Consider the following 17,865-nt stretch of genomic DNA (forward strand, 5'->3'; position numbering starts at 1 on the left):
GAGACAAGAATGCCTGGTGACACCCCAAAACTGAAAGCAAAAGATGCTCCGGACCTTGGCCGTTTCAACTGGGAAGACCCGTTTCGCCTTGACGAACAATTGACGGAAGACGAGCGCATGCTTCGGGATGCGGCACGCTCATATGCCCAAGACAAACTGCAACCTCGTGTCATTGCTGCCTATCGGGAAGAATCGACGGACCCGGCAATTTTTCAGGAAATGGGGCAAATGGGCCTTCTTGGGGTAACCGTCCCAGAAGAATATGGCGGTCTAGGTGCATCCTATGTTGCATATGGTCTGGTCGCTCGCGAAGTGGAACGCGTGGATTCTGGTTATCGCTCGATGATGAGCGTTCAATCCAGCTTGGTGATGTATCCGATCTATGCCTACGGATCCGAAGAGCAGCGTAAGAAATACCTTCCAAAGCTCGCGACAGGCGAATTCATCGGATGCTTTGGGTTGACAGAACCAGATGCTGGCAGCGATCCGGCAGGCATGAAGACCGTAGCGAAAAAAACCGCCAACGGCTACGTCCTGAGCGGTTCGAAAATGTGGATATCTAACGCGCCGATCGCAGATGTCTTTGTCGTCTGGGCGAAGTCTGAGGCGCACGGCAACAAAATCCGCGGGTTCATCCTTGAAAAGGGAATGCAGGGCCTGACCGCGCCAAAGATCGGCGGAAAGCTGTCGCTTCGTGCTTCGGTAACGGGCGAAATCGTGATGAAGGACGTGGAAGTCGGCGAGGATGCTCTCCTCCCGCATGTCGAAGGGCTAAAAGGCCCATTCGGCTGCCTGAACCGAGCAAGGTATGGAATATCTTGGGGGGTGTTGGGCGCAGCCGAATTCTGCCTGCATGCGGCTCGCCATTATGGACTGGATCGTCGCCAGTTCAACAGGCCACTAGCTCAGACCCAACTTTATCAAAAAAAGCTTGCAGACATGATGACCGACATTGCCCTCGGTTTACAGGGTAGTCTTCAAGTTGGTCGTTTGCTGGATACTGCAAATGCTGCGCCTGAAATGATTTCTATCGTGAAACGCAACAATTGCGGAAAGGCACTCGACGCAGCCAGAATGGCTCGAGACATGCACGGCGGGAATGGGATTCAAGAGGATTACCAAGTCATCCGCCATATGATGAACCTTGAAACGGTCAATACATATGAGGGCACTCACGATGTACATGCTCTCATTCTTGGCCGCGCAATCACAGGTCTTCAAGCGTTCTTCTGATTACATAGCATAGGATTGCGCCCAAGGAAGCTGATATAGCGCTTCCTTGGGCGTTATTTATAGAGCGACATGAAACTTCCGCCAAGTTCCTGCGCCATAGCTGGCGGAAATCTGTGCGATCTCCACATCAAACTTATTTGAAAGCCCGTCTGCTGAGCGGTCGACTGCCGCATATGTGAATGAACCCGTAGTTACTTCCACGCTTCGGGCTAACTCACCATTTAAAGACCGTATGTTGATCCGATAGGCTTCCCGTTCTTCGGAAAGCGGAACGTCAGAGGCACTCCAATCATCGCCACCTAACCTGGTTCGACGCAGCCAGTTCATGACTATATCACCATCTTCGCCAAACTTTGAGCGGAAGTGACAAACTGAATATGGTCTTAACCCGTTTCCAGAGAAAGCAGTCCGGAAAAACTCAGACTCGTCATTGATTGGCCCTTTATTAATATCTCCAGCGCGGAGATCGATTTCCACATTCCTGAAAGAATCAGCTAAGTTTAGGCGAACAATGCTGTCGTCAATCAAGACGAAAATTGTTCCAACAGGCCATGACGTTTCCTCAACCCCATCAGTGCCAAGTTGATTTCTGATGAAACCCGTCAATCTATACTTTCCAGAATCGATCAATTCAGCATGCTGAAATTGAAAAAGCTCCCACTTTCCGGCACTACCGTCGCCAACCGCTGCTAGATTTTTCCCAGCCAACAGAGATGACATTGAACAGCTTTCGAGAATACCACTTGAAAGTTTTACGACCAGATGAGAATGAGCATCAAGACGCCCAGTTTGACCTGCCTTAAATACTGTTTCAATCACCCCTCCCGTTGCTGGCGTGTCAATAGTATTGATTAAAGTATAGTCTGCATCTTCAAGACCCTGCCAGACACCAACAGGCTGGCTCCAGGTCCTTCCAATTGTCACCGCAAACGGAGAGTGAATCTGCGTTGACGTCGATGCAGACGGAATATCCATGAAAACCGTCCGCACCGAGTCAGGATATTGGAACCCGTCCCATATCGAAATTTCGGTTGCTATTTCTTTCAGGTGATAAGCCGTCGAATCTATCCGATTAGCATCCACCAAAAGGCTCTCGCCGAGTTCAACTCTATCAACACGGTAATCAGAATCCTTGAAGGAAATCACCGATCCGGCATCAATCATCAAAGACGAAAGAGGTAGGTTAAGGGTCACTGAATTCCGCCCCAATTCAGCTTCGATCAGCCACCGTCTTACAACAGCAGACGCCAAATCGTCGTTCAGTAGACCAACGAATTCACTATATGCAGAGTTCTCGCCTAAAGTTGCGAAATCATTGTGCTCAACCATCCGCTCTTCGAATTTTCCGGACGCCGAAACAAATCCCAGCCGAATATGGTTTGTTACCTCACCTTCCCCCAAGCGCGTCTCTTGAATGCTTGGCACGTCGTCAGAATTTTCCACCGTTTCTTCGGGTCTGATTGTAGTACCAACTGGTCCGCCACGAGAAACAAAGGTTAGTACTCCCTCCCGCTCGATCACATCGAATCCATAAACCAGTGATAGAGGTTGAACCGATGAACGCGCGCTTCCGACATCTTGGTCAGAATATCCCCAGAGACCGCCATGAACTTGACTGGTGTCGACAAGGTCTATGCCGGCAGCCTCACAAATTTCTTCTAGAACCGCATCCAGGGGCTGTAAAGTTGCTCGGCCATTAAGCCAATGCCCCTTGCTCCAATTTTGTCCATCTTCCCACAAAACTTCATTCCGTGGGAAATCCGGATATGGCCTGGCGTCCCATGCCCAAGCATAGCAATGCGCTAAGTCAATCATCCTTCCACGATTGTTAGTAGAAATTGGATTATTATCATCTTCTCCCCAATACCGATCGATTGCTCGAAAATATTGAAGTTGGATATAATCATCTCTTTCGCCACTGGAAAAAACCGGCAATCCTGCCTCAGATGATCGCAAGTCCAAGAACTTGTTTGGTTCGTTTGTTCCACTATCAACGGCAGCGCAACCGTACTCGGTAAAGCGGATGGGTTTGGATCCAGGCAGCCATTCGGTTGGATTCTCTTGCCGTACACCGTCTATCCTGTTGTGATGGGGATTAGACCACCAGCTTTTGATGTCTTTGAAACGAAAGACCCAGTCTTCACCATATTGCTCATCAGAAATTGGAGATCTTAATTGAAGGCCGCGAGCCTCTTGCCCATCATAATACCACTCATATCCTTCACCTCCCTCAATATTCGCCGAAAGGTAATTCAAGTTATAAATCGAAGCCCAATGCAAGTCCGCATGATCCGGATCACTTCTCCAATCAGAGATTGGCATATAGTTGTCAATGCCAATAAAGTCGATATTTTGACTTCCCCAAAGTTGATCTAAGTGAAACAAAACATCCGATTTGCGTCGAATACCAAAATATTCGCTCCAGTCAGCCGCATAGGAAATTTTCACCTCTGGACCAAGAATGGAACGCACATCCTCGGCAAGAGACACAAGAGCTTGAACCGCCGGAAACGAATGGTTTTCGCCCATGATTGTCGTCAATCCCCGCATTTCAGATCCAATGCAGAAGGACTCAACACCTCCGGCGATCTGGCACAGATACGCACTGTGAAGGACGAACCTACGATAACCCCAACCATCCAGACCTGAATATATGACATTTCTTCCGTTTACGGAAAAATCACCAACCTGGGCATCTCCAAAAAATCTTTGGACTTCCTGCTCTGCCAACAACGTTCCATCGGGAGATTCTGGTCGACCTGGCGCTATACTCAGAGTTAATCGACCGCGCCACGGCAGCGCGGGCTGTGTCAGGCTTTCGGAATATGGATCGGATAGTGTATTTCCTGCAATCTGCTCCATTAACACAAATGGGTAAAACATTACGTCTTTACCTGATGCATTCAGATGCTCTATGGCTTGGATGATCGACTCGTCGGAAGGGGTTCCACCATATATGGGCCTGCCATCGATTTCTGCAACTCGATCGCAATCAAGAAAATCCACCCCTCCCAATTTTATTGGCTGACTGGTAATCGTTTCGGGTGGCAGTGAGAGCGATGCTTTTGGCTTGATCGAACACAATCCACAGCGAAGATCATTACCAAACCATGAAATAACCAATGAAACCGCGTTGCAAGTTGGAAGCTCACGCTCTAACTGCAGGATTGACTGATTGAAATCTGGATTTTCAGATAAACTGTTTACGTTCAGAACTTCTGTATCGCCAAACAGGTTACGAGCAGAGACTTTCTTGGTAGCCAGCGCACATTCACCAGTCCCTGGAATAACAGCAACTGCTTTGATGATATCTTGATAGGTTGTTTTTTCCACCGTTTGTGAATTTTTTGCCCTACGCAATACTTCAAAGCTAAATTGAGGAACTCTATTTCCAAACTGTTCAAGAGAAAGGTTCTCCATTACCACATAGGCCGTGCCGCGGAACGCAGGTGCTCCATTCAGGCCGTGCTTCAAAGTTATCAATGGATCCGGTAATTGCGCTTCAGTGCCGTGATAAACTCGCATATCCAGCGATTTTTCTGGGAACTCTTTGCCATCGGCCCAAACTCTTCCAATCCCTAGAATTTCACCCTCACAGAGAGCAATGGCCAAGCTCACGGAGTATGAAAAATGGATGGCTCTTGGTTGCGGGACTCCTTTTCCGCTGCCACTTCTCCGTTTCGTCTCAAGAAAATCTGATGCCCAAATAACATGCCCCGGCAGCCGCATTCTGCCCCAGCTGCGAGCAATGCGCTCTCCCTCACCGGCACTCATAATGGAAAGACGATTCAACCTGCCAACTTCGACCGGTTCTGAACCCATGCCCAAAATCCGTTGATCGAGGGCACGACCAACTGTTGCCCCCACAGCCCTACCGATGACGGCGCCCGACAGCCCCGCAATTGCGCCGCCGAAACCAGCACCAAGGGCGGCACCTGCAGCCCCAAGAATAAGTGTAGCCATCGTTTAACTCTCTTTGGGAAACGCATAAACCGCAGCGATGCGGCGACGCCATGGGTCAGACAGCGGGCTTTCAACGACGCCGTGTCCCGAATACGCATGAATGAATGTCGGGAGCGAGCCAAGACTAACCAGAATGCCGAGATGTTTGGCGATTGCTTTTTCTCGGATGCGAAAGAGCAGAACAGACCCGACGTACTGGGGTTTGTTGCCAATCCTTATCAACCACCGATCGGCGGCCTGTCGAAGAACCTCATCCCCGGAACATTCACCCCAGTCCTGCGTGTAGCCAGGCAGCTGGCACGGCTCGCTCCCCAGCTGCGACCGCCAAATGCCGCGTATCAGTCCGAGGCAATCCGCTCCGACATCGCGAACGGAAGCCTGATGCTGATATGGAGTACCAATCCATGAACGCGCGATCTCTGCGACAATTGGGTTGTCGGTCATGCGTTTCCCAAACCAATTTGCTGAGAAAGCTGTGATGCCCCAACAGGAGGCTTCTTTTTTTGCTCAGGCGGTCGACGTAGCCACTCGTCGCCTGGAATATCGGGAAAGCCCCGAAAGTTAATCGCATTCGCAAATTTTTCCTGGCATGTGGCTCTTCGTTTGTCACATCCAGCAACGATCACGAATTGATCACCGGCGCTTGGTTTAGTGAACAGCTTGTTCCAAAGGGTGATGCGTCGTAACCCATTTTCACCCGTCACATCGCTTCGGATGACACTGGCTAGGTCAGCATTCGCCCCACTTTTTCCGGTAAAGACCCCGTTATTGAACAGGTTGGCGTCATACTGACCATCAATTGATAGGGTAAGCTCGTGTTCACTATGAACGTCCTCGACCACACCTACTGCCTGCATTCCCGCTGCAGAAAGATCAACCTTGCACCTCTTGTCTCCCAATTGGGCCGAACAGCTTCGTTGGTAAACCAACCCAGATGTAAGATTTAAGCGTTCAGTAAGTCCGCGCAGCTCGACCCGAAATGACCCGTTTTCACGGCTGATCTCACCAAAATTTCCGCGAAACAGAATCTTTCGCTGATGGGGATTTCTCCAGTTCACAAGATAGACAGTCACCTCTGCCCCATCGAAGCGACCCGCAGAAATGTCCTGTTCACTGATAGAGTGATCGGAAAGCGCGCCCATCGCCTCACTATTATCAACCGACATCCCCGTCGTCTGTTGAAGGGCGCGTGCTGTCAGTCCGGTTCTTGCTGAATAGACCAAACCATCAATCGCCAAGTCCATGTCATGGTCAGTGAAGCCGAACTTCACGCCGTCTCTTCGAATAACGCGCCAAGCCCTGCACACACTCGTATCGCCAGTTTTCAGATGATCAATAAGGTCGTTGTCCATCACACGCGAACCTCAACGACTGGAACCATGGGAACCTCGCCGGCCTGAAACGAGGAAAGCGAGATCATGATCTGATCCGTGTCAAATCGCACAGGTACATCGAACTCGTACCCTGCGTGGACTAACACGCCAATGTCAGGCGGTACGGCAAATGTCAGCACACCTGTCGACGCGTCAACCGTGAACTCGCTGCCTTCTACCTTGGGATCCCGAGCGACCGCCGCTACCACTGTTCCTGCAACTGGCTTGTCGATCTGGCGAACGTAACTCTGCTCCCCGGAACGGTAAGTTTTGGTCAGTCTAAACTCAGTTCGAACTCCATCGCCGGTTCCGATCATTTGGTCAGTGGGAGACACTGGTTTTGAATGGGGGGCAGATCTGTAATCAGACCAGTCTTTCCAACGAAAGCTGTGCATGCGCCCGTTGCGCGCCTCGAAGAATGCAATCAGCGTTTCGACGTCGTCCAATGTTCGAAGTCCGACACCGGCCTCATACCGACGCCTGGAATGCGCCCAAGGTGTATTTCGTTCCTCGAAGCCATTGGAAAGTCTAATAACTTCCGTACGGCGTTCGGGTCCGCCGATTGACCCAAAACTCAGGCCCTCGGGGAATCTGATCTCGTGGAATGCCATTTTGTAACCTTATCGATTTCGCTGACCACGGGCTAAGGCTCGCGAGACTTGGGCCGCTATCTGTGATTGGCTGCGTTGGAAGCCTTGAATATCAGGCGTTTGAACGTTCATGACGACAGTGATTGGCCGCCCGCCACCGTGTGATTGAATGCCAAGCCGCCCATCCGCCCCCCTCGTCAATGGCATGATCGCTTCAGGTCCAGCTTCCCCCATCAGGCCCCTGCCCGTTCGCATTGGAAACTGAGTAGGGGAAGAGACAACGCCGCCTTTTGCAAATGGCATAACGCGCCCACTCGAAAATACGCCACCATCGGCAAAGGGCATCAAGCTGTTCGCAAAAGCGCCAATCCCTGTGGCGATCGTACTTCCCATCGCATGTTGAATTGGGCGCATCGCTAGGTTGTAAACACTGTCGACCATAGATTTCGCAACGGTCGAAAGGGCATCTGAAAGCTTCATGCCATCAAAGATCAGGCCGTCGAACGCACGCCGCAGGCCCCCACTTATTCCGTTTGTCAGTGAATTGACCTCTTTTCCAGTGAAGGCCATGGCGACCTGCATCCGCGCCAGCTCACCCTCAAAGGCACCAATCATCGCTGTTGTGGTGCCAAGCGTAGCTTCCAACGCGTCAACTTGTTCCTGTAGATCATCGACTTGGGTCATTTCACTTCGCCCTATCTCTTGTTTTGTCCGGAAATGCAGCGGAAAGCTCTTCCAAACGCGCACGCGTCAGGGGCGGACCGTCTGCTTCCGCTCCCCGCATGATCCTCAGTTCGAGTGGTGTGAGTTTCCAGAATTCCTCTGGTCTCAATTGAAGCTCGAAAAGTGCTACCCGCAAAAGTGCAGGCCAATCAAAACCGTTCATGTTTCGTCTGGAAACGTGAACGCCCGGGCCAGCAGTTCAGCCGCTAGCCGGGCGGCCTCAATCGGGCCGCCCTTAATTTCCATTCGGCAAAAAGCCTCGGCGTTTCCCTGCCAACCGCCTCCCCGTAGACCGGCGACCAGCAGAACAATAACGTCCCTAGCCGAGAATTTTCCGCATTCGAATCTTTGGGCAAGGTCCACCAGCGAACCTACTTGCAGTGCAGTCTCAAGCTCTGCCAATGCTCCCAAGGTCAATTTCGCCCGATGTGGTTCTCCATTTAGAACCACTTCCACTTCGCCGGCCCATGGATTCACCATCAAAGAGCCGTAAAGGTTAGAGCACCGGCAGATGCCAAGGAAATTTCGTAAGTCGCCTCGCCATTATAGCTTCCAGCGTACTCGATCGAGCCAATCTGAAAAGCACCCTCAACGACACCAAAATCTGGAATGATGACCTGCCAGTCAGGAATCTCACCTTCAAAGAAGATCTGCCGAACGCGTTCGTCCGTTCCGGCATCGCGAAATACACCAGATCCACTGATCGCTGCCGACTTCACACCCGCGCCGCCCAACAATTCGCGCCATCCCCCGGCACTCTCAAGGCTCGTTATGTCTACCGTTTCGGCATTGAAACTGATCCGCGTGGCCCGCAGACCTGCAACCGTTTCAAATTGCCCGTCTGTGGAAAGATCCACCTTCAACAACAAATCCTTGCCGCTCTGAACCGCCATTTATCTTTCTCCAGCGTTAGATATTTCTACGATCAGACTTCAACTCGCGCTCGGAACTGCAAATCGATCCGCCGAAGGTCGCCGTCATCCAGTCGTTTTGCTGCGGCCTTCATGAAATTGATCGAGACAATCCTGCCGACACTCAATGTGATCGCGGTATCGACGAGAGCGAGCGATACTCGCGCGGCGATGGTTTTCGCCGCGAGAAAGCCCGCAGCATCCGAAATCACACTCACCACAAGTCGATGTTCGGCACCGCGACCCGACTTGTCCGAAGCATCGACGACATCTTCGGGGCCAATAAGTATGAAAGTACCCGTCGCCCCAGCCAGCGGCATGGCGTCAAATACGTTCGTTCCCGACAGTTCCGGATCGGTTGCCAAAGTTTCATAAATCGCTGCCTGTAACGCAGCCGCCACTTCATAACTCAATTGGACACCTCCCCCCGGACAAAGCATGAAAGGTATGCACCGCCCGGATCGCGCTCGGTCACTGCCAGAATCTCATAAGTTCTGATTTCATCGCGAAACCGCTGGCCAGATATCGGCCTTTGTAACGACCCGATCTCGCTTCCCCTGACAACGATCTGATAAGATATCGAGGACGGAGCAAATTCATCGCTTGGTCCAACGTTTCGAGTGCCAGGCATTACTTTGGCCCAGAGAGTCGTGACCGGCAGCCAAACCTGTAGGAAACCTCCGGTCCCGTCAGGTGTCTCCTCTGCCTTCTCCAAGACCAAGAGGTGGCTAAGCTGCTCTGTTTTCATGCGCTGCCTCCCCCCAGCACGCGCACGGTCCGCCAACGCTCGATCAACGCCCGGACGGGAAGAGGCAAGGTATTTCCTTGATCGCCACCGGAATGACGCTGTTCGTAGTATTCCGCCGACAAAAGAACGACAGCCTGAGCGAGATCAGGCGGGACATCTGACCAAGCAGCGCCAAAGCCTGCGTCGAAATGGATTTCCGCGCATCCTCCTTCCGGGATGGTTGGCAGTCCTCCTAGCCCTTCAATGCGTGGTCGCGACATGTCAGGCACAAAACGCCATTTCAGCGGGTCAATTGGCCCCCCCCCGCCAAATCCATCAAGGGTAACAACCGAATTGACCGCCACAACAGGCGCAATCGGCAGAGATTGCGCTACAGTTCTAGATCGCCACCGGTCCACCCGAAAAATAAAGCTGCGTGTCAGCAGCGCTTTTCCGGTCCGACCTTCGATTGCGGCCAATGCTGCGCGAAGGTAGCCGGCTAGCAAGCCGTCCTGCATCCCGTCAGACGAAAAACCAGTTCCAAGGCGAAGGTGATCCTTCACAGCCTGCACCGGCAGCAACGCATCCGGCACTTTCGCCACTTCCGTCAACATCATCTTCGCAATCTCCGCTCACCCCGTCCAGAAAGGTGGGTTCGGACGCGCGCTCCATGCCGCTCGGACGGAGGGGGAGCAGCTAGTCGGCACAGTTGAGTGCGCGCGCCCGATGGCGAACCAGGCGTTTTAAGCCCGAACTTTGCTTACAAGTTAGTTGATTGCGAACTTGAGCAGTTTGATCGCCCCAAAATCCGAAACATCCCCGCCAACACGCTTACTCGCATAGAACAGGACGTGTGGCTTCGCACTGAACGGGTCGCGCAAAACGCGCATGTCAGGCCGTTCTGCAATCGTGTATCCGGCGGCAAAATCACCGAATGCGACTGCATAGGCATTTGCGGCAATGTCCGGCATGTCTTCTGCGATCAGAACCGGATAACCCATCAAACGCGCCGGTTCACCCGCCGCCAATCCGTCCGACCACAAGAAGCGCCCGTCTGCGTCTTTCATTTTCCGCACGGCGCCCGCGGTTTTTGAGTTCATTACAAAACTTGCATTCGCACGATAAGTCGCGTCCAGAGCATAGACCAGATCAACGATCGCGTCCGCTGGGTTGGCGGCATTAAAGTCGCCCACCTCGCCAGTCGGAATGAAGCCAAGGTTGCCCCAAGTCCAAGCATCATCGGAGACTTTCGCGTGGGTCAAAAAGCCTGTCGGCTTGTCAATGCCGTCGCCCGCCACAAAGGCAGCGGCTTCGGCCCGGGCAAACTTGTCAGAAATTCGGCTTGCGAGCCATCCTTCGATATCAAAAGCAGAGTCGTCCAAAAGTCGCTGGCTTGCCTTTGGCATCGCCGACAATTCGTGCAGTGGGATCGAAATCCGCTCAATGGCAGGCGTCGCAGTTTCCGAGACCGACCCAGATTCCGTGGCCCATCCTGATCCGACATCTGAATGATCAATGATAACGTCGAATGATGTCGCCTCAACCTGGACCACATTTGCGATGGCTCGGACAGAGGAGGTTGACTTCAAAGACGAACGGATCATCTCCGCCGTCTGGGGGTCAACCAAATATCCGCCTTCGGCCGCCACGCTCGAGTTCAGTGCCTTGCCTTCAAGCACCAACCCACGCAGACCGTCGTCGTCGCCAGAACGCAGATAGGCATCAAAAGCTTTCTTGTGTGGGGCTTCCAATTCGGCGGACACCGACAATGCGGGGCGGCCATAGGTCATCGTCTTTTGGTTCAGCATGTTAAGTCGCTCTTCCTGATATTGCAGCGATTGCTTCACTTCGATCTGAAAGCCTTTGATTTCTTTCAGAAATTCCACCATCTCAGTCGCCACCTCGGCAGCCGGATGCACTGGCTCAGGGCAATGTTCCCTGGCCCGAGACTGTCTCTCGGTCATTGTTACTCCTCGGATTTCTCGGAATGGCCGCCTTACAGCGCGGCAAGACCCTGGCGGGCTTTGGCTATGTGCGCCGCCAACTCACGCCAGATGGCATCATCGGCCTTTGCCGCCACCCGCGCTTCACGAAGCATTGGGAAGGTCACAAGTGACACTTCCCAAAGCTCCAGTTCCGACAACAGACGATTGCCCTTGCCGTCACGTTCCGCTTTTACGGTGCGATAGCCGATCGACAGCCCGTCAATCGCACCTGCGGCAAGCAGTGCTGCCGCTTCCCGCCCCTTTTCAACCTCGTTCAGAATGCGGCCTTTGACCCATAGGCCAGACGCATCCTCGCGGACTTCTTCCCAAACGCCAATTGGTTGGGCTGGATCATGCTGCCAAAGCATCTTGATCTTTTCGCCCCGCAAAGAAAGCCGCTTCAGACTTGCTGCATAGGCACCCGGTCGCACTTCATCGCCACCTTGGTCTTTCACACCAAACAGACTTGCATAGCCTTCGATACAATACCCGTCGATGACCGTCAGTTCTGCGTTCAGCCTGTGAAATTTGCGTTCAGGTGCACCATAGTCAGTCATGATTTACCTCATAGCCGCTTGAATAATGGCCTGTGCCCCTTGAGCCAAAAGGAAGGCCGCCACGCCGTACACACCCAGCCAGATCCGCTTTTCAAGCCGCTCCAACGCGGCATCAATTTGGCCAAGCCGAAACTCAAGCGCCGTCCAGCGCTCTTCTGCAACGCGTTCATTCGCTTCTATTCGCGCCTGTGCCGCATCGAAACTGTCGTAGAGAAAGCGAGACCCACCGGGCGGGCGTCGCGAGGTCATTCTTCCTCCACAAGGGGCGGCAACCCCAACAGCCGTCGCTTTTCGGCCGTCGACAGAAAGTCTGCCGCCCCCACTCTTGCCCATTGCTGATCTCGCTCCGAGGCCAAGGCCGGGATCTGATCCAGATCCACCTTCATCTCGATATCCTCGCCCGAGAATCCTTTCAGCCAGTGACTGATATCTGCAAGGACTTTCCCGGCCAACGGCAAGACGGTTAGCCGATAGAAGGCCCGGTTGGCCTCCTGATAGTTTGCGTATGTTGCATCACCCGGAATACCCAAAAGCATCGGCGGGATGCCAAATGCCACGGCAATTTCACGCGCCGCGGCCTCTTTCGTTTTCTGGAATTCCATATCACTTGGGCTGAACCCCATCGGCTTCCAGTCCAAACCGCCCTCCAGCAACATGGGGCGACCGGCATTCCTCGCCCCCTGATGATTGGCCTCAATCTCACCTACCAGGCGATCATACTGGTCGGAAGAAAGTGCCCCCTGACCATCCACACCCCTGTAAACGATGGCTCCGGAAGGTCGCGCTGCATTGTCTAGCAACGCCTTTGACCAAGAACTCGCAGCACCATGCACATCCAAAGCCACTGCAGCGGCTTGCATCGGGGACAAGCCATAATGGTCATCCAATGGATGAAAGGTTTTCAGGTGGCAAATCGGTTTGGTAGCGTTCCGCATATCAAAGCGGTGTGACCGCCCGCCAACCGTGTAATCGTAGGCAACCGGCCAACCGTCAGGTCCGGGAACCAAGCTTATTCTGTCTGACCGCAGAACATGAAGTTCGGACGGCAGATCTGTCCCGCCAAAAACTGCCTCCAGATAGGCGTTTCCGTTTAGCAGCAAGTGCCCATAGACGCTTTCCAGAAATTCGGCACGACCGGCCGAGTCATTTGGTCGCGAGATCAGTGCCAAGACCGGATGTTGGTCAAACCGACGCTCGTGATCCTGACAGACAAGCGGCAACGCAGCTGCTGCTTCAGCAACCAATTTCACAGAGCGAAAGCCGACTGGGTTCCCAAGAAAGCCATTCCGTGTCAGTGACCCCGCATCTCTTGGGCTCCAGGCAACGCGCCCTGAAGCGCCAAAGGCCACCACACGACCTGTTGCACTGGCCTTTTTGTCCAATGCGGTTTCCGGCGCCAGCGACGGATCGCCACGCCTCAGAAAGTTGAAAACCATTCCGATCTCCGTTTTGCAGGTGGTCCCGCTTGAATATGTCAGTAAAGCGAGCGAACCCGAGGATCACCAATCTGGCGCCGCGCGGGCTCCAGCAGTGCCTCAGACACAGCCCAGACCAGTGCGTCTACGCGATCCGGGCTTCCTTTTCCCATGTAACTATGCCTGCTCATCTGGCACATCTGCTCTTCAAGCTTTTGCAGGCCGGGAAGATGAGTGATCCTCCCTTGCTCATACAGCGCCGCTACGGGTTCGGCTCTGGCTGTTTTCCCTTTATTAGCATGAAAGCACTTTAAAGGAACCAGCGGGTCGACCTGGCGCAACATCTCGGCCACCAGCTCGCCGCCTTGGTTGACCTCCGCCACAAGCCGATCGGCCCCGTGGCGATGAAACGCAGCAATTGCGGCACGCGACCAATCCGTTGCAGATCCGCGAACACTCGCGTCCTCAAGCACCACACCTTTCCAGGATTGCGGAGAGCCTTCCGTGATTGCACCGAATACGACAATCCCGCATTCATCCGCATTTTCCTTTCCCGAAACAGGCGGGTCAATTGCAACGACGACCCTGTTAACTCGCTCAGGCTTGGGTCCCCGCGCCTTGTCGAGCATGGCCATTGTCCACAATGCACCATCGACATCTTCGATCAGTCGCCCTTCCAGTTCTTGGGCGCCCCGAATGTCATTGCCATATCGACGGTAGACCTCATCCAGAAAGGTTTGGGCCAAATAGGCACGGTTGGCCTCGGTTGGTGCGTGCGTCATGACCGTCGACGGATTTCTCATGATAGCTTTGAGCACGGCCACATTTTGTGGAGTGGTCGTGACCACTTGCTGGGGATTTTCACCTAGTCGCAACGCAAATTGAAGCATATCCCAAGTGTCTTCGGCCTTCTTCCACTTTGCCAACTCATCAACCCAGGCCGCATCGAATTGTGGTCCGCGAAGGCTGTCCGGATCATGTGCTGAAAAAACCTGTGCTTCAGCACCATTTGGCCAGATCAACATCCGACGCGTTGCATTCCAACTTGGCCGTCGATCAGGAGGCGAGCAAGCCAGTAAACCGCTGTCCCCAAAAATCATCACTTCGCGAACCTGGTCTTGGGTCTCCCCAACCAGCGCCACACGTCGCGCCTTGCCGGGGTCATCTGGACGAAGACCTTCAACAATTGATCGAACCCACTCGGCCCCGGCGCGTGTCTTGCCCGCGCCTCGCCCCCCCATTATAAGCCACGTCCTCCACGCGCCTTCAGGGGGAAGCTGGTGCGGCATCGCCCAAAACTCGAATATCCACGGCAGGGCCGCCAAAGCATGGTCTGACAGCCCTGTCAGAAACTCGTCAATCTGCGCTTGCGTTGCGGAGACAAGCCAAGCGGCGCCCGACTTCATCGCGCGCGGCGCCAAGGTCAAGTTCCGTGACTCCGAGAACCCCGGAAAGCGTTCTGCGATCTCGTTCAAGGCGGTTCCTTTCACTCAGTATCCAATCGAGCGCTGTCTTGTAGTCTTTCGCCGCTTGAATCGCGGCCTTAGACTGTTCCAGATCGCCCATTTTGACGGCGTTGATCGCTGCAATAAGGGCAACCGCAGCTTCATCAAGAAAGCCGGCGGCCCCCTCGATGATCTGGATCGACGTCATCGATGCGATATCTTTTGCCGAAAAGTTCATGCTCATGCTGCACACCCGCCTCGTTGGTCCCTCCGGACGAGCAGAAACGGAAAAAGCGGCCAAGGGTTTCCCCCGCCGCTTTCGACACTTCTTCTAGCATGTCACAAGTGATACTTTGGACCGCCCCGAAAGTCAAGATAAAAATAAAGCAGTATCAGACACTTACAGGTCTCCCCATTCACGCTCTGTTAACCAGAGGGATCAACCAAAGATTCAGCGGGTGAATGTTCGTTGACGCTTCAAAGGCTTAGGAAAGTCTGCGTTCATTCGCCCTGAACACCAGTCTCACCTGCATTTCCCTGCTGTGCTTCAATCTTCCGCCACTCGGCAACGTTGCGATTGTGCTCTTCAAGTGTTTCGGCAAAGGCATGGCCACCAGTTCCGTCGGCAACGAAGAAGACAAAGTTGGTATCCGCCGGATTAAGCGCCGCCTGAATGCTTAACCGACCTGGGTTGGCAATCGGTGTAGGTGGAAGGCCGTCGATAACATATGTGTTGTAGGGCGTTTCACGGCGCAGCTCGCTCTGACGCAGCCCACGTCCCAGCGGCTCTTTGCCCAGCGTGATCCCATAGATCACTGTGGGATCGGTCTGCAAACGCATACCACGATCCAAGCGATTTACAAATACGCTCGCCACCTGAGGTCTTTCGTCCGCGATGCCGGTTTCCTTCTCGACAATCGAGGCCATGATCAAGGCTTCTTCCGGCGTTTCATAGGGCAATCCTTCAGCCCTCTCTGCCCAAAGTTCTGCCAAAATTGACGTCTGCGCTGCAACCATGCGGCCAATCAAAGCAGCCCGATCAGACCCTTTCTCGACTTCATAACTATCAGGAGCAAGCGATCCCTCCGCCGGCACCTCGGTAATGTCGCCGGTCATGAAATCGGCTCGCTTCAGTTCTTCTACGACCTGCCAACTGGTTACGCCTTCTGCCAAGGTAACCCGGAAACGCAAATCAGGTTCATTCTGCACATCGACATAGGCTTGCGGCGCGGCCTCAGCTTTCGGATCAAACTTCACCACCTCGACATAGCGGTTCGTTGTAGGATCAAGCTCACGCATAATCACCTGCGCCCGCGCAACGCCAATCTGGAAGTTTACTTCGCGACCACAGGTCGATTGCCCGCCTGCGGTAAGCGCAGCAAGAACGTCGCGCATGCTGGATTTTGGAGGCAGTAGGTAGGATCCGAATTTCAGATCATTCGCACGATCAGAATAATCTGCTCCGATCCGAAAAATCCGTGCATCCGTGATCGCTCCCTGCTCCTGCAAAGCACGACTGACAGCGCTCAGGCTCGCTCCTCGCTCGACCCTAAAACAAATCGCATCTGCCAAAGGGCCCGGGCCACGATATTGCTCGCGCCCCCAGGCCAACAGCCCCGAAACAACGATCAGCAACACAATGAACAGCGTCAGCGCGTTCGAGGCGAGGGAGCGCCACATGGATCAGGTAACCTTCCCAAGCACAACACTGGCATTGGTGCCACCAAAGCCAAAGCTGTTCGATAGCGCGATATCAATCTTGCGCTTCACAGCTTTGTTCGCAGCCAGATCCAGTTTTGGCGTAACAGCGGGGTTGTCCAAGTTGATCGTCGGAGGCGCAATCTGATCGCGGATCGCCAATATGCAGAAAATCGCTTCCACCGCACCAGCAGCACCCAAAAGGTGACCGATTGAGGACTTCGTCGAAGACATCGTGGCCTTCGAGGCTGCATCGCCCATCAATCGCTCCACCGCGCCAAGCTCGATGGTATCGGCCATCGTGCTGGTGCCATGAGCATTGATATAGTCGATATCTTCCGGCTTCAGTCCGGCCCGCTTAAGAGCTGCGGACATGCTCCGGAAGCCTCCATCCCCATCTTCCGACGGTGCGGTGATGTGATAGGCATCGCCCGAAAGACCATAGCCCAAAACCTCGGCATAAATCTTCGCACCACGGGCCTTGGCATGCTCGTATTCTTCCAAAACGACGACCCCTGCCCCTTCGCCCATGACAAAACCATCACGATCTGCGTCGTAGGGACGGCTCGCCTTTGACGGTTCATCTGCACGCTTGGTCGACAAAGCCTTGCAGGCGTTAAACCCTGCGATACCGATCTCGGAAATCGGGCTTTCCGCACCACCGGCCACCATAACGTCAGCATCACCGATCATGATCAGACGCGCAGCATCACCAATTGCGTGCGCCCCAGTCGAGCACGCAGTCACAACCGCATGGTTCGGCCCCTTGAAGCCAAATTTGATCGACACCTGTCCGGACACAAGGTTGATCAGTGCGCCGGGAATAAAGAACGGAGAAACCCGCTTCGGCCCCTTCTCTTTGATCAGAACTGCTGTTTCGGCAATCGAGGTCAGCCCCCCAATGCCCGAACCGATCATAACGCCAGTGCGTTCCTTGTCTTCGTCGCTTTCCGGAACCCAGCCAGAATCCCGCACCGCCTGCGTCGCGGCGGCAATTCCGTAAAGAATGAAGTCATCAACCTTGCGGCGGTCCTTCGGCTCCATCCAGTCGTCGGGATTAAAGGTGCCGTTGCTGCCATCCCCGAAGGGGATTTCACAGGCATATTGGGTCACTACGTTGGCGGGATCAAACCGTGTAATCGGACCCGCGCCCGACTGGCCCTCAAGAAGGCGGCTCCAGGTTTCTTCAACCCCGCACGCCAAAGGCGTAACCATACCCAGACCGGTGACGACGACACGACGCAT

At 53.9% G+C, this 17,865-nt stretch carries 20 protein-coding genes; 1 reads left to right on the forward strand and 19 read right to left on the reverse strand.

Features of this window, described 5'->3' with window-relative positions; genetic code table 11:
- The first annotated feature begins 9 nt into the window (after positions 1-9).
- A complete protein-coding gene (locus ACSBLW_RS05210) occupies positions 10-1,233 on the forward strand; it encodes an acyl-CoA dehydrogenase (protein ID WP_435259172.1) in 1,224 nt (407 codons plus the stop codon).
- Between the two features lie 57 nt (positions 1,234-1,290).
- On the opposite strand, the gene ACSBLW_RS05215 is transcribed toward ACSBLW_RS05210, so the two are convergent.
- From ACSBLW_RS05215 to fabF, 19 genes are all read right to left on the reverse strand, one after another.
- On the reverse strand, positions 1,291-5,196 hold the full coding sequence (locus tag ACSBLW_RS05215; protein ID WP_435259173.1) for a baseplate multidomain protein megatron: 3,906 nt from the start codon (positions 5,194-5,196) through the stop codon (positions 1,291-1,293).
- A 3-nt stretch (positions 5,197-5,199) separates the two neighbouring features.
- Positions 5,200-5,640 (reverse strand): NlpC/P60 family protein, encoded by a 441-nt coding sequence (locus tag ACSBLW_RS05220; RefSeq protein WP_435259174.1) that lies wholly within the window; start codon positions 5,638-5,640, stop codon positions 5,200-5,202.
- On the reverse strand, positions 5,637-6,548 hold the full coding sequence (locus ACSBLW_RS05225) for a DUF2163 domain-containing protein (RefSeq protein WP_435259175.1): 912 nt from the start codon (positions 6,546-6,548) through the stop codon (positions 5,637-5,639). Before ACSBLW_RS05225 ends, ACSBLW_RS05220 begins: the two co-directional genes overlap by 4 nt.
- Positions 6,548-7,180: a phage distal tail protein, Rcc01695 family gene (locus tag ACSBLW_RS05230; protein ID WP_435259176.1), complete on the reverse strand. Its 633-nt coding sequence runs from the start codon at positions 7,178-7,180 to the stop codon at positions 6,548-6,550. The genes ACSBLW_RS05225 and ACSBLW_RS05230 overlap by 1 nt, the downstream gene beginning before the upstream one ends.
- A 9-nt stretch (positions 7,181-7,189) precedes the next feature.
- Positions 7,190-7,843 carry a phage tail tape measure protein gene (locus tag ACSBLW_RS05235; RefSeq protein ID WP_435259177.1) on the reverse strand — a complete coding sequence of 218 codons (654 nt, stop codon included), beginning with the start codon at positions 7,841-7,843 and terminating at the stop codon, positions 7,190-7,192.
- A 1-nt stretch (position 7,844) separates the two neighbouring features.
- Positions 7,845-8,045, reverse strand: coding sequence for a rcc01693 family protein (locus ACSBLW_RS05240; RefSeq protein ID WP_435259178.1), 201 nt, complete (start codon positions 8,043-8,045; stop codon positions 7,845-7,847).
- The gene (locus ACSBLW_RS05245) at positions 8,042-8,362 is read right to left on the reverse strand and encodes a gene transfer agent family protein (protein WP_435259179.1); all 321 of its coding nucleotides are present in this window, start codon (positions 8,360-8,362) and stop codon (positions 8,042-8,044) included. Before ACSBLW_RS05245 ends, ACSBLW_RS05240 begins: the two co-directional genes overlap by 4 nt.
- Positions 8,362-8,775, reverse strand: coding sequence for a phage major tail protein, TP901-1 family (locus ACSBLW_RS05250; RefSeq protein ID WP_435259180.1), 414 nt, complete (start codon positions 8,773-8,775; stop codon positions 8,362-8,364). Before ACSBLW_RS05250 ends, ACSBLW_RS05245 begins: the two co-directional genes overlap by 1 nt.
- Positions 8,776-8,807: 32 nt before the next feature.
- Positions 8,808-9,206, reverse strand: a complete 399-nt coding sequence (locus ACSBLW_RS05255) for a DUF3168 domain-containing protein (protein WP_435259181.1) — start codon at positions 9,204-9,206, stop codon at positions 8,808-8,810.
- Entirely contained in the window at positions 9,203-9,541 is a 339-nt protein-coding gene (locus tag ACSBLW_RS05260) for a head-tail adaptor protein (RefSeq protein WP_435259182.1), read from the reverse strand. The genes ACSBLW_RS05255 and ACSBLW_RS05260 overlap by 4 nt, the downstream gene beginning before the upstream one ends.
- Positions 9,538-10,137, reverse strand: coding sequence for a head-tail connector protein (locus ACSBLW_RS05265; RefSeq protein ID WP_435259183.1), 600 nt, complete (start codon positions 10,135-10,137; stop codon positions 9,538-9,540). The genes ACSBLW_RS05260 and ACSBLW_RS05265 overlap by 4 nt, the downstream gene beginning before the upstream one ends.
- A 150-nt stretch (positions 10,138-10,287) precedes the next feature.
- The gene (locus tag ACSBLW_RS05270) at positions 10,288-11,484 is read right to left on the reverse strand and encodes a phage major capsid protein (RefSeq protein WP_435259184.1); all 1,197 of its coding nucleotides are present in this window, start codon (positions 11,482-11,484) and stop codon (positions 10,288-10,290) included.
- Positions 11,485-11,516: 32 nt separating this feature from the next.
- Positions 11,517-12,062: an HK97 family phage prohead protease gene (locus ACSBLW_RS05275; RefSeq protein ID WP_435259185.1), complete on the reverse strand. Its 546-nt coding sequence runs from the start codon at positions 12,060-12,062 to the stop codon at positions 11,517-11,519.
- A gap of 3 nt (positions 12,063-12,065) precedes the next feature.
- Positions 12,066-12,311, reverse strand: coding sequence for a GTA head formation protein, RCAP_rcc01685 family (locus ACSBLW_RS05280; protein ID WP_435259186.1), 246 nt, complete (start codon positions 12,309-12,311; stop codon positions 12,066-12,068).
- A complete protein-coding gene (locus ACSBLW_RS05285) occupies positions 12,308-13,498 on the reverse strand; it encodes a phage portal protein (RefSeq protein ID WP_435259187.1) in 1,191 nt (396 codons plus the stop codon). Before ACSBLW_RS05285 ends, ACSBLW_RS05280 begins: the two co-directional genes overlap by 4 nt.
- A 38-nt stretch (positions 13,499-13,536) precedes the next feature.
- Positions 13,537-14,883 (reverse strand): DNA-packaging protein, encoded by a 1,347-nt coding sequence (locus ACSBLW_RS05290; protein ID WP_435259188.1) that lies wholly within the window; start codon positions 14,881-14,883, stop codon positions 13,537-13,539.
- Positions 14,834-15,223 (reverse strand): hypothetical protein, encoded by a 390-nt coding sequence (locus ACSBLW_RS05295; protein ID WP_435259189.1) that lies wholly within the window; start codon positions 15,221-15,223, stop codon positions 14,834-14,836. The genes ACSBLW_RS05290 and ACSBLW_RS05295 overlap by 50 nt, the downstream gene beginning before the upstream one ends.
- Before the next feature lie 200 nt (positions 15,224-15,423).
- Positions 15,424-16,602, reverse strand: coding sequence for an endolytic transglycosylase MltG (gene mltG, locus ACSBLW_RS05300; protein WP_435259190.1), 1,179 nt, complete (start codon positions 16,600-16,602; stop codon positions 15,424-15,426).
- A gap of 3 nt (positions 16,603-16,605) precedes the next feature.
- Positions 16,606-17,865, reverse strand: coding sequence for a beta-ketoacyl-ACP synthase II (gene fabF, locus ACSBLW_RS05305; RefSeq protein WP_435259191.1), 1,260 nt, complete (start codon positions 17,863-17,865; stop codon positions 16,606-16,608).

This window comes from Thioclava sp. FR2 (assembly GCF_051200875.1).
Classification (GTDB): Bacteria; Pseudomonadota; Alphaproteobacteria; order Rhodobacterales; family Rhodobacteraceae; genus Pseudotabrizicola.

Excerpts from the sequence above, each read along its gene's own strand:
- ACSBLW_RS05210 (WP_435259172.1), top strand. The coding sequence starts at position 10 with ATGCCTGGTGACACCCCAAAACTGAAAGCAAAAGATGCTCCGGACCTT.
- ACSBLW_RS05215 (WP_435259173.1), bottom strand. The coding sequence starts at position 5,196 with ATGGCTACACTTATTCTTGGGGCTGCAGGTGCCGCCCTTGGTGCTGGT.
- ACSBLW_RS05220 (WP_435259174.1), bottom strand. The coding sequence starts at position 5,640 with ATGACCGACAACCCAATTGTCGCAGAGATCGCGCGTTCATGGATTGGT.
- ACSBLW_RS05225 (WP_435259175.1), bottom strand. The coding sequence starts at position 6,548 with ATGGACAACGACCTTATTGATCATCTGAAAACTGGCGATACGAGTGTG.
- ACSBLW_RS05230 (WP_435259176.1), bottom strand. The coding sequence starts at position 7,180 with ATGGCATTCCACGAGATCAGATTCCCCGAGGGCCTGAGTTTTGGGTCA.
- ACSBLW_RS05235 (WP_435259177.1), bottom strand. The coding sequence starts at position 7,843 with ATGACCCAAGTCGATGATCTACAGGAACAAGTTGACGCGTTGGAAGCT.
- ACSBLW_RS05240 (WP_435259178.1), bottom strand. The coding sequence starts at position 8,045 with ATGAACGGTTTTGATTGGCCTGCACTTTTGCGGGTAGCACTTTTCGAG.
- ACSBLW_RS05245 (WP_435259179.1), bottom strand. The coding sequence starts at position 8,362 with ATGGTGAATCCATGGGCCGGCGAAGTGGAAGTGGTTCTAAATGGAGAA.
- ACSBLW_RS05250 (WP_435259180.1), bottom strand. The coding sequence starts at position 8,775 with ATGGCGGTTCAGAGCGGCAAGGATTTGTTGTTGAAGGTGGATCTTTCC.
- ACSBLW_RS05260 (WP_435259182.1), bottom strand. The coding sequence starts at position 9,541 with ATGAAAACAGAGCAGCTTAGCCACCTCTTGGTCTTGGAGAAGGCAGAG.
- ACSBLW_RS05265 (WP_435259183.1), bottom strand. The coding sequence starts at position 10,137 with ATGATGTTGACGGAAGTGGCGAAAGTGCCGGATGCGTTGCTGCCGGTG.
- ACSBLW_RS05270 (WP_435259184.1), bottom strand. The coding sequence starts at position 11,484 with ATGACCGAGAGACAGTCTCGGGCCAGGGAACATTGCCCTGAGCCAGTG.
- ACSBLW_RS05275 (WP_435259185.1), bottom strand. The coding sequence starts at position 12,062 with ATGACTGACTATGGTGCACCTGAACGCAAATTTCACAGGCTGAACGCA.
- ACSBLW_RS05280 (WP_435259186.1), bottom strand. The coding sequence starts at position 12,311 with ATGACCTCGCGACGCCCGCCCGGTGGGTCTCGCTTTCTCTACGACAGT.
- ACSBLW_RS05285 (WP_435259187.1), bottom strand. The coding sequence starts at position 13,498 with ATGGTTTTCAACTTTCTGAGGCGTGGCGATCCGTCGCTGGCGCCGGAA.
- ACSBLW_RS05290 (WP_435259188.1), bottom strand. The coding sequence starts at position 14,883 with ATGAAGTCGGGCGCCGCTTGGCTTGTCTCCGCAACGCAAGCGCAGATT.
- mltG (WP_435259190.1), bottom strand. The coding sequence starts at position 16,602 with ATGTGGCGCTCCCTCGCCTCGAACGCGCTGACGCTGTTCATTGTGTTG.
- fabF (WP_435259191.1), bottom strand. The coding sequence starts at position 17,865 with ATGCGTCGTGTCGTCGTCACCGGTCTGGGTATGGTTACGCCTTTGGCG.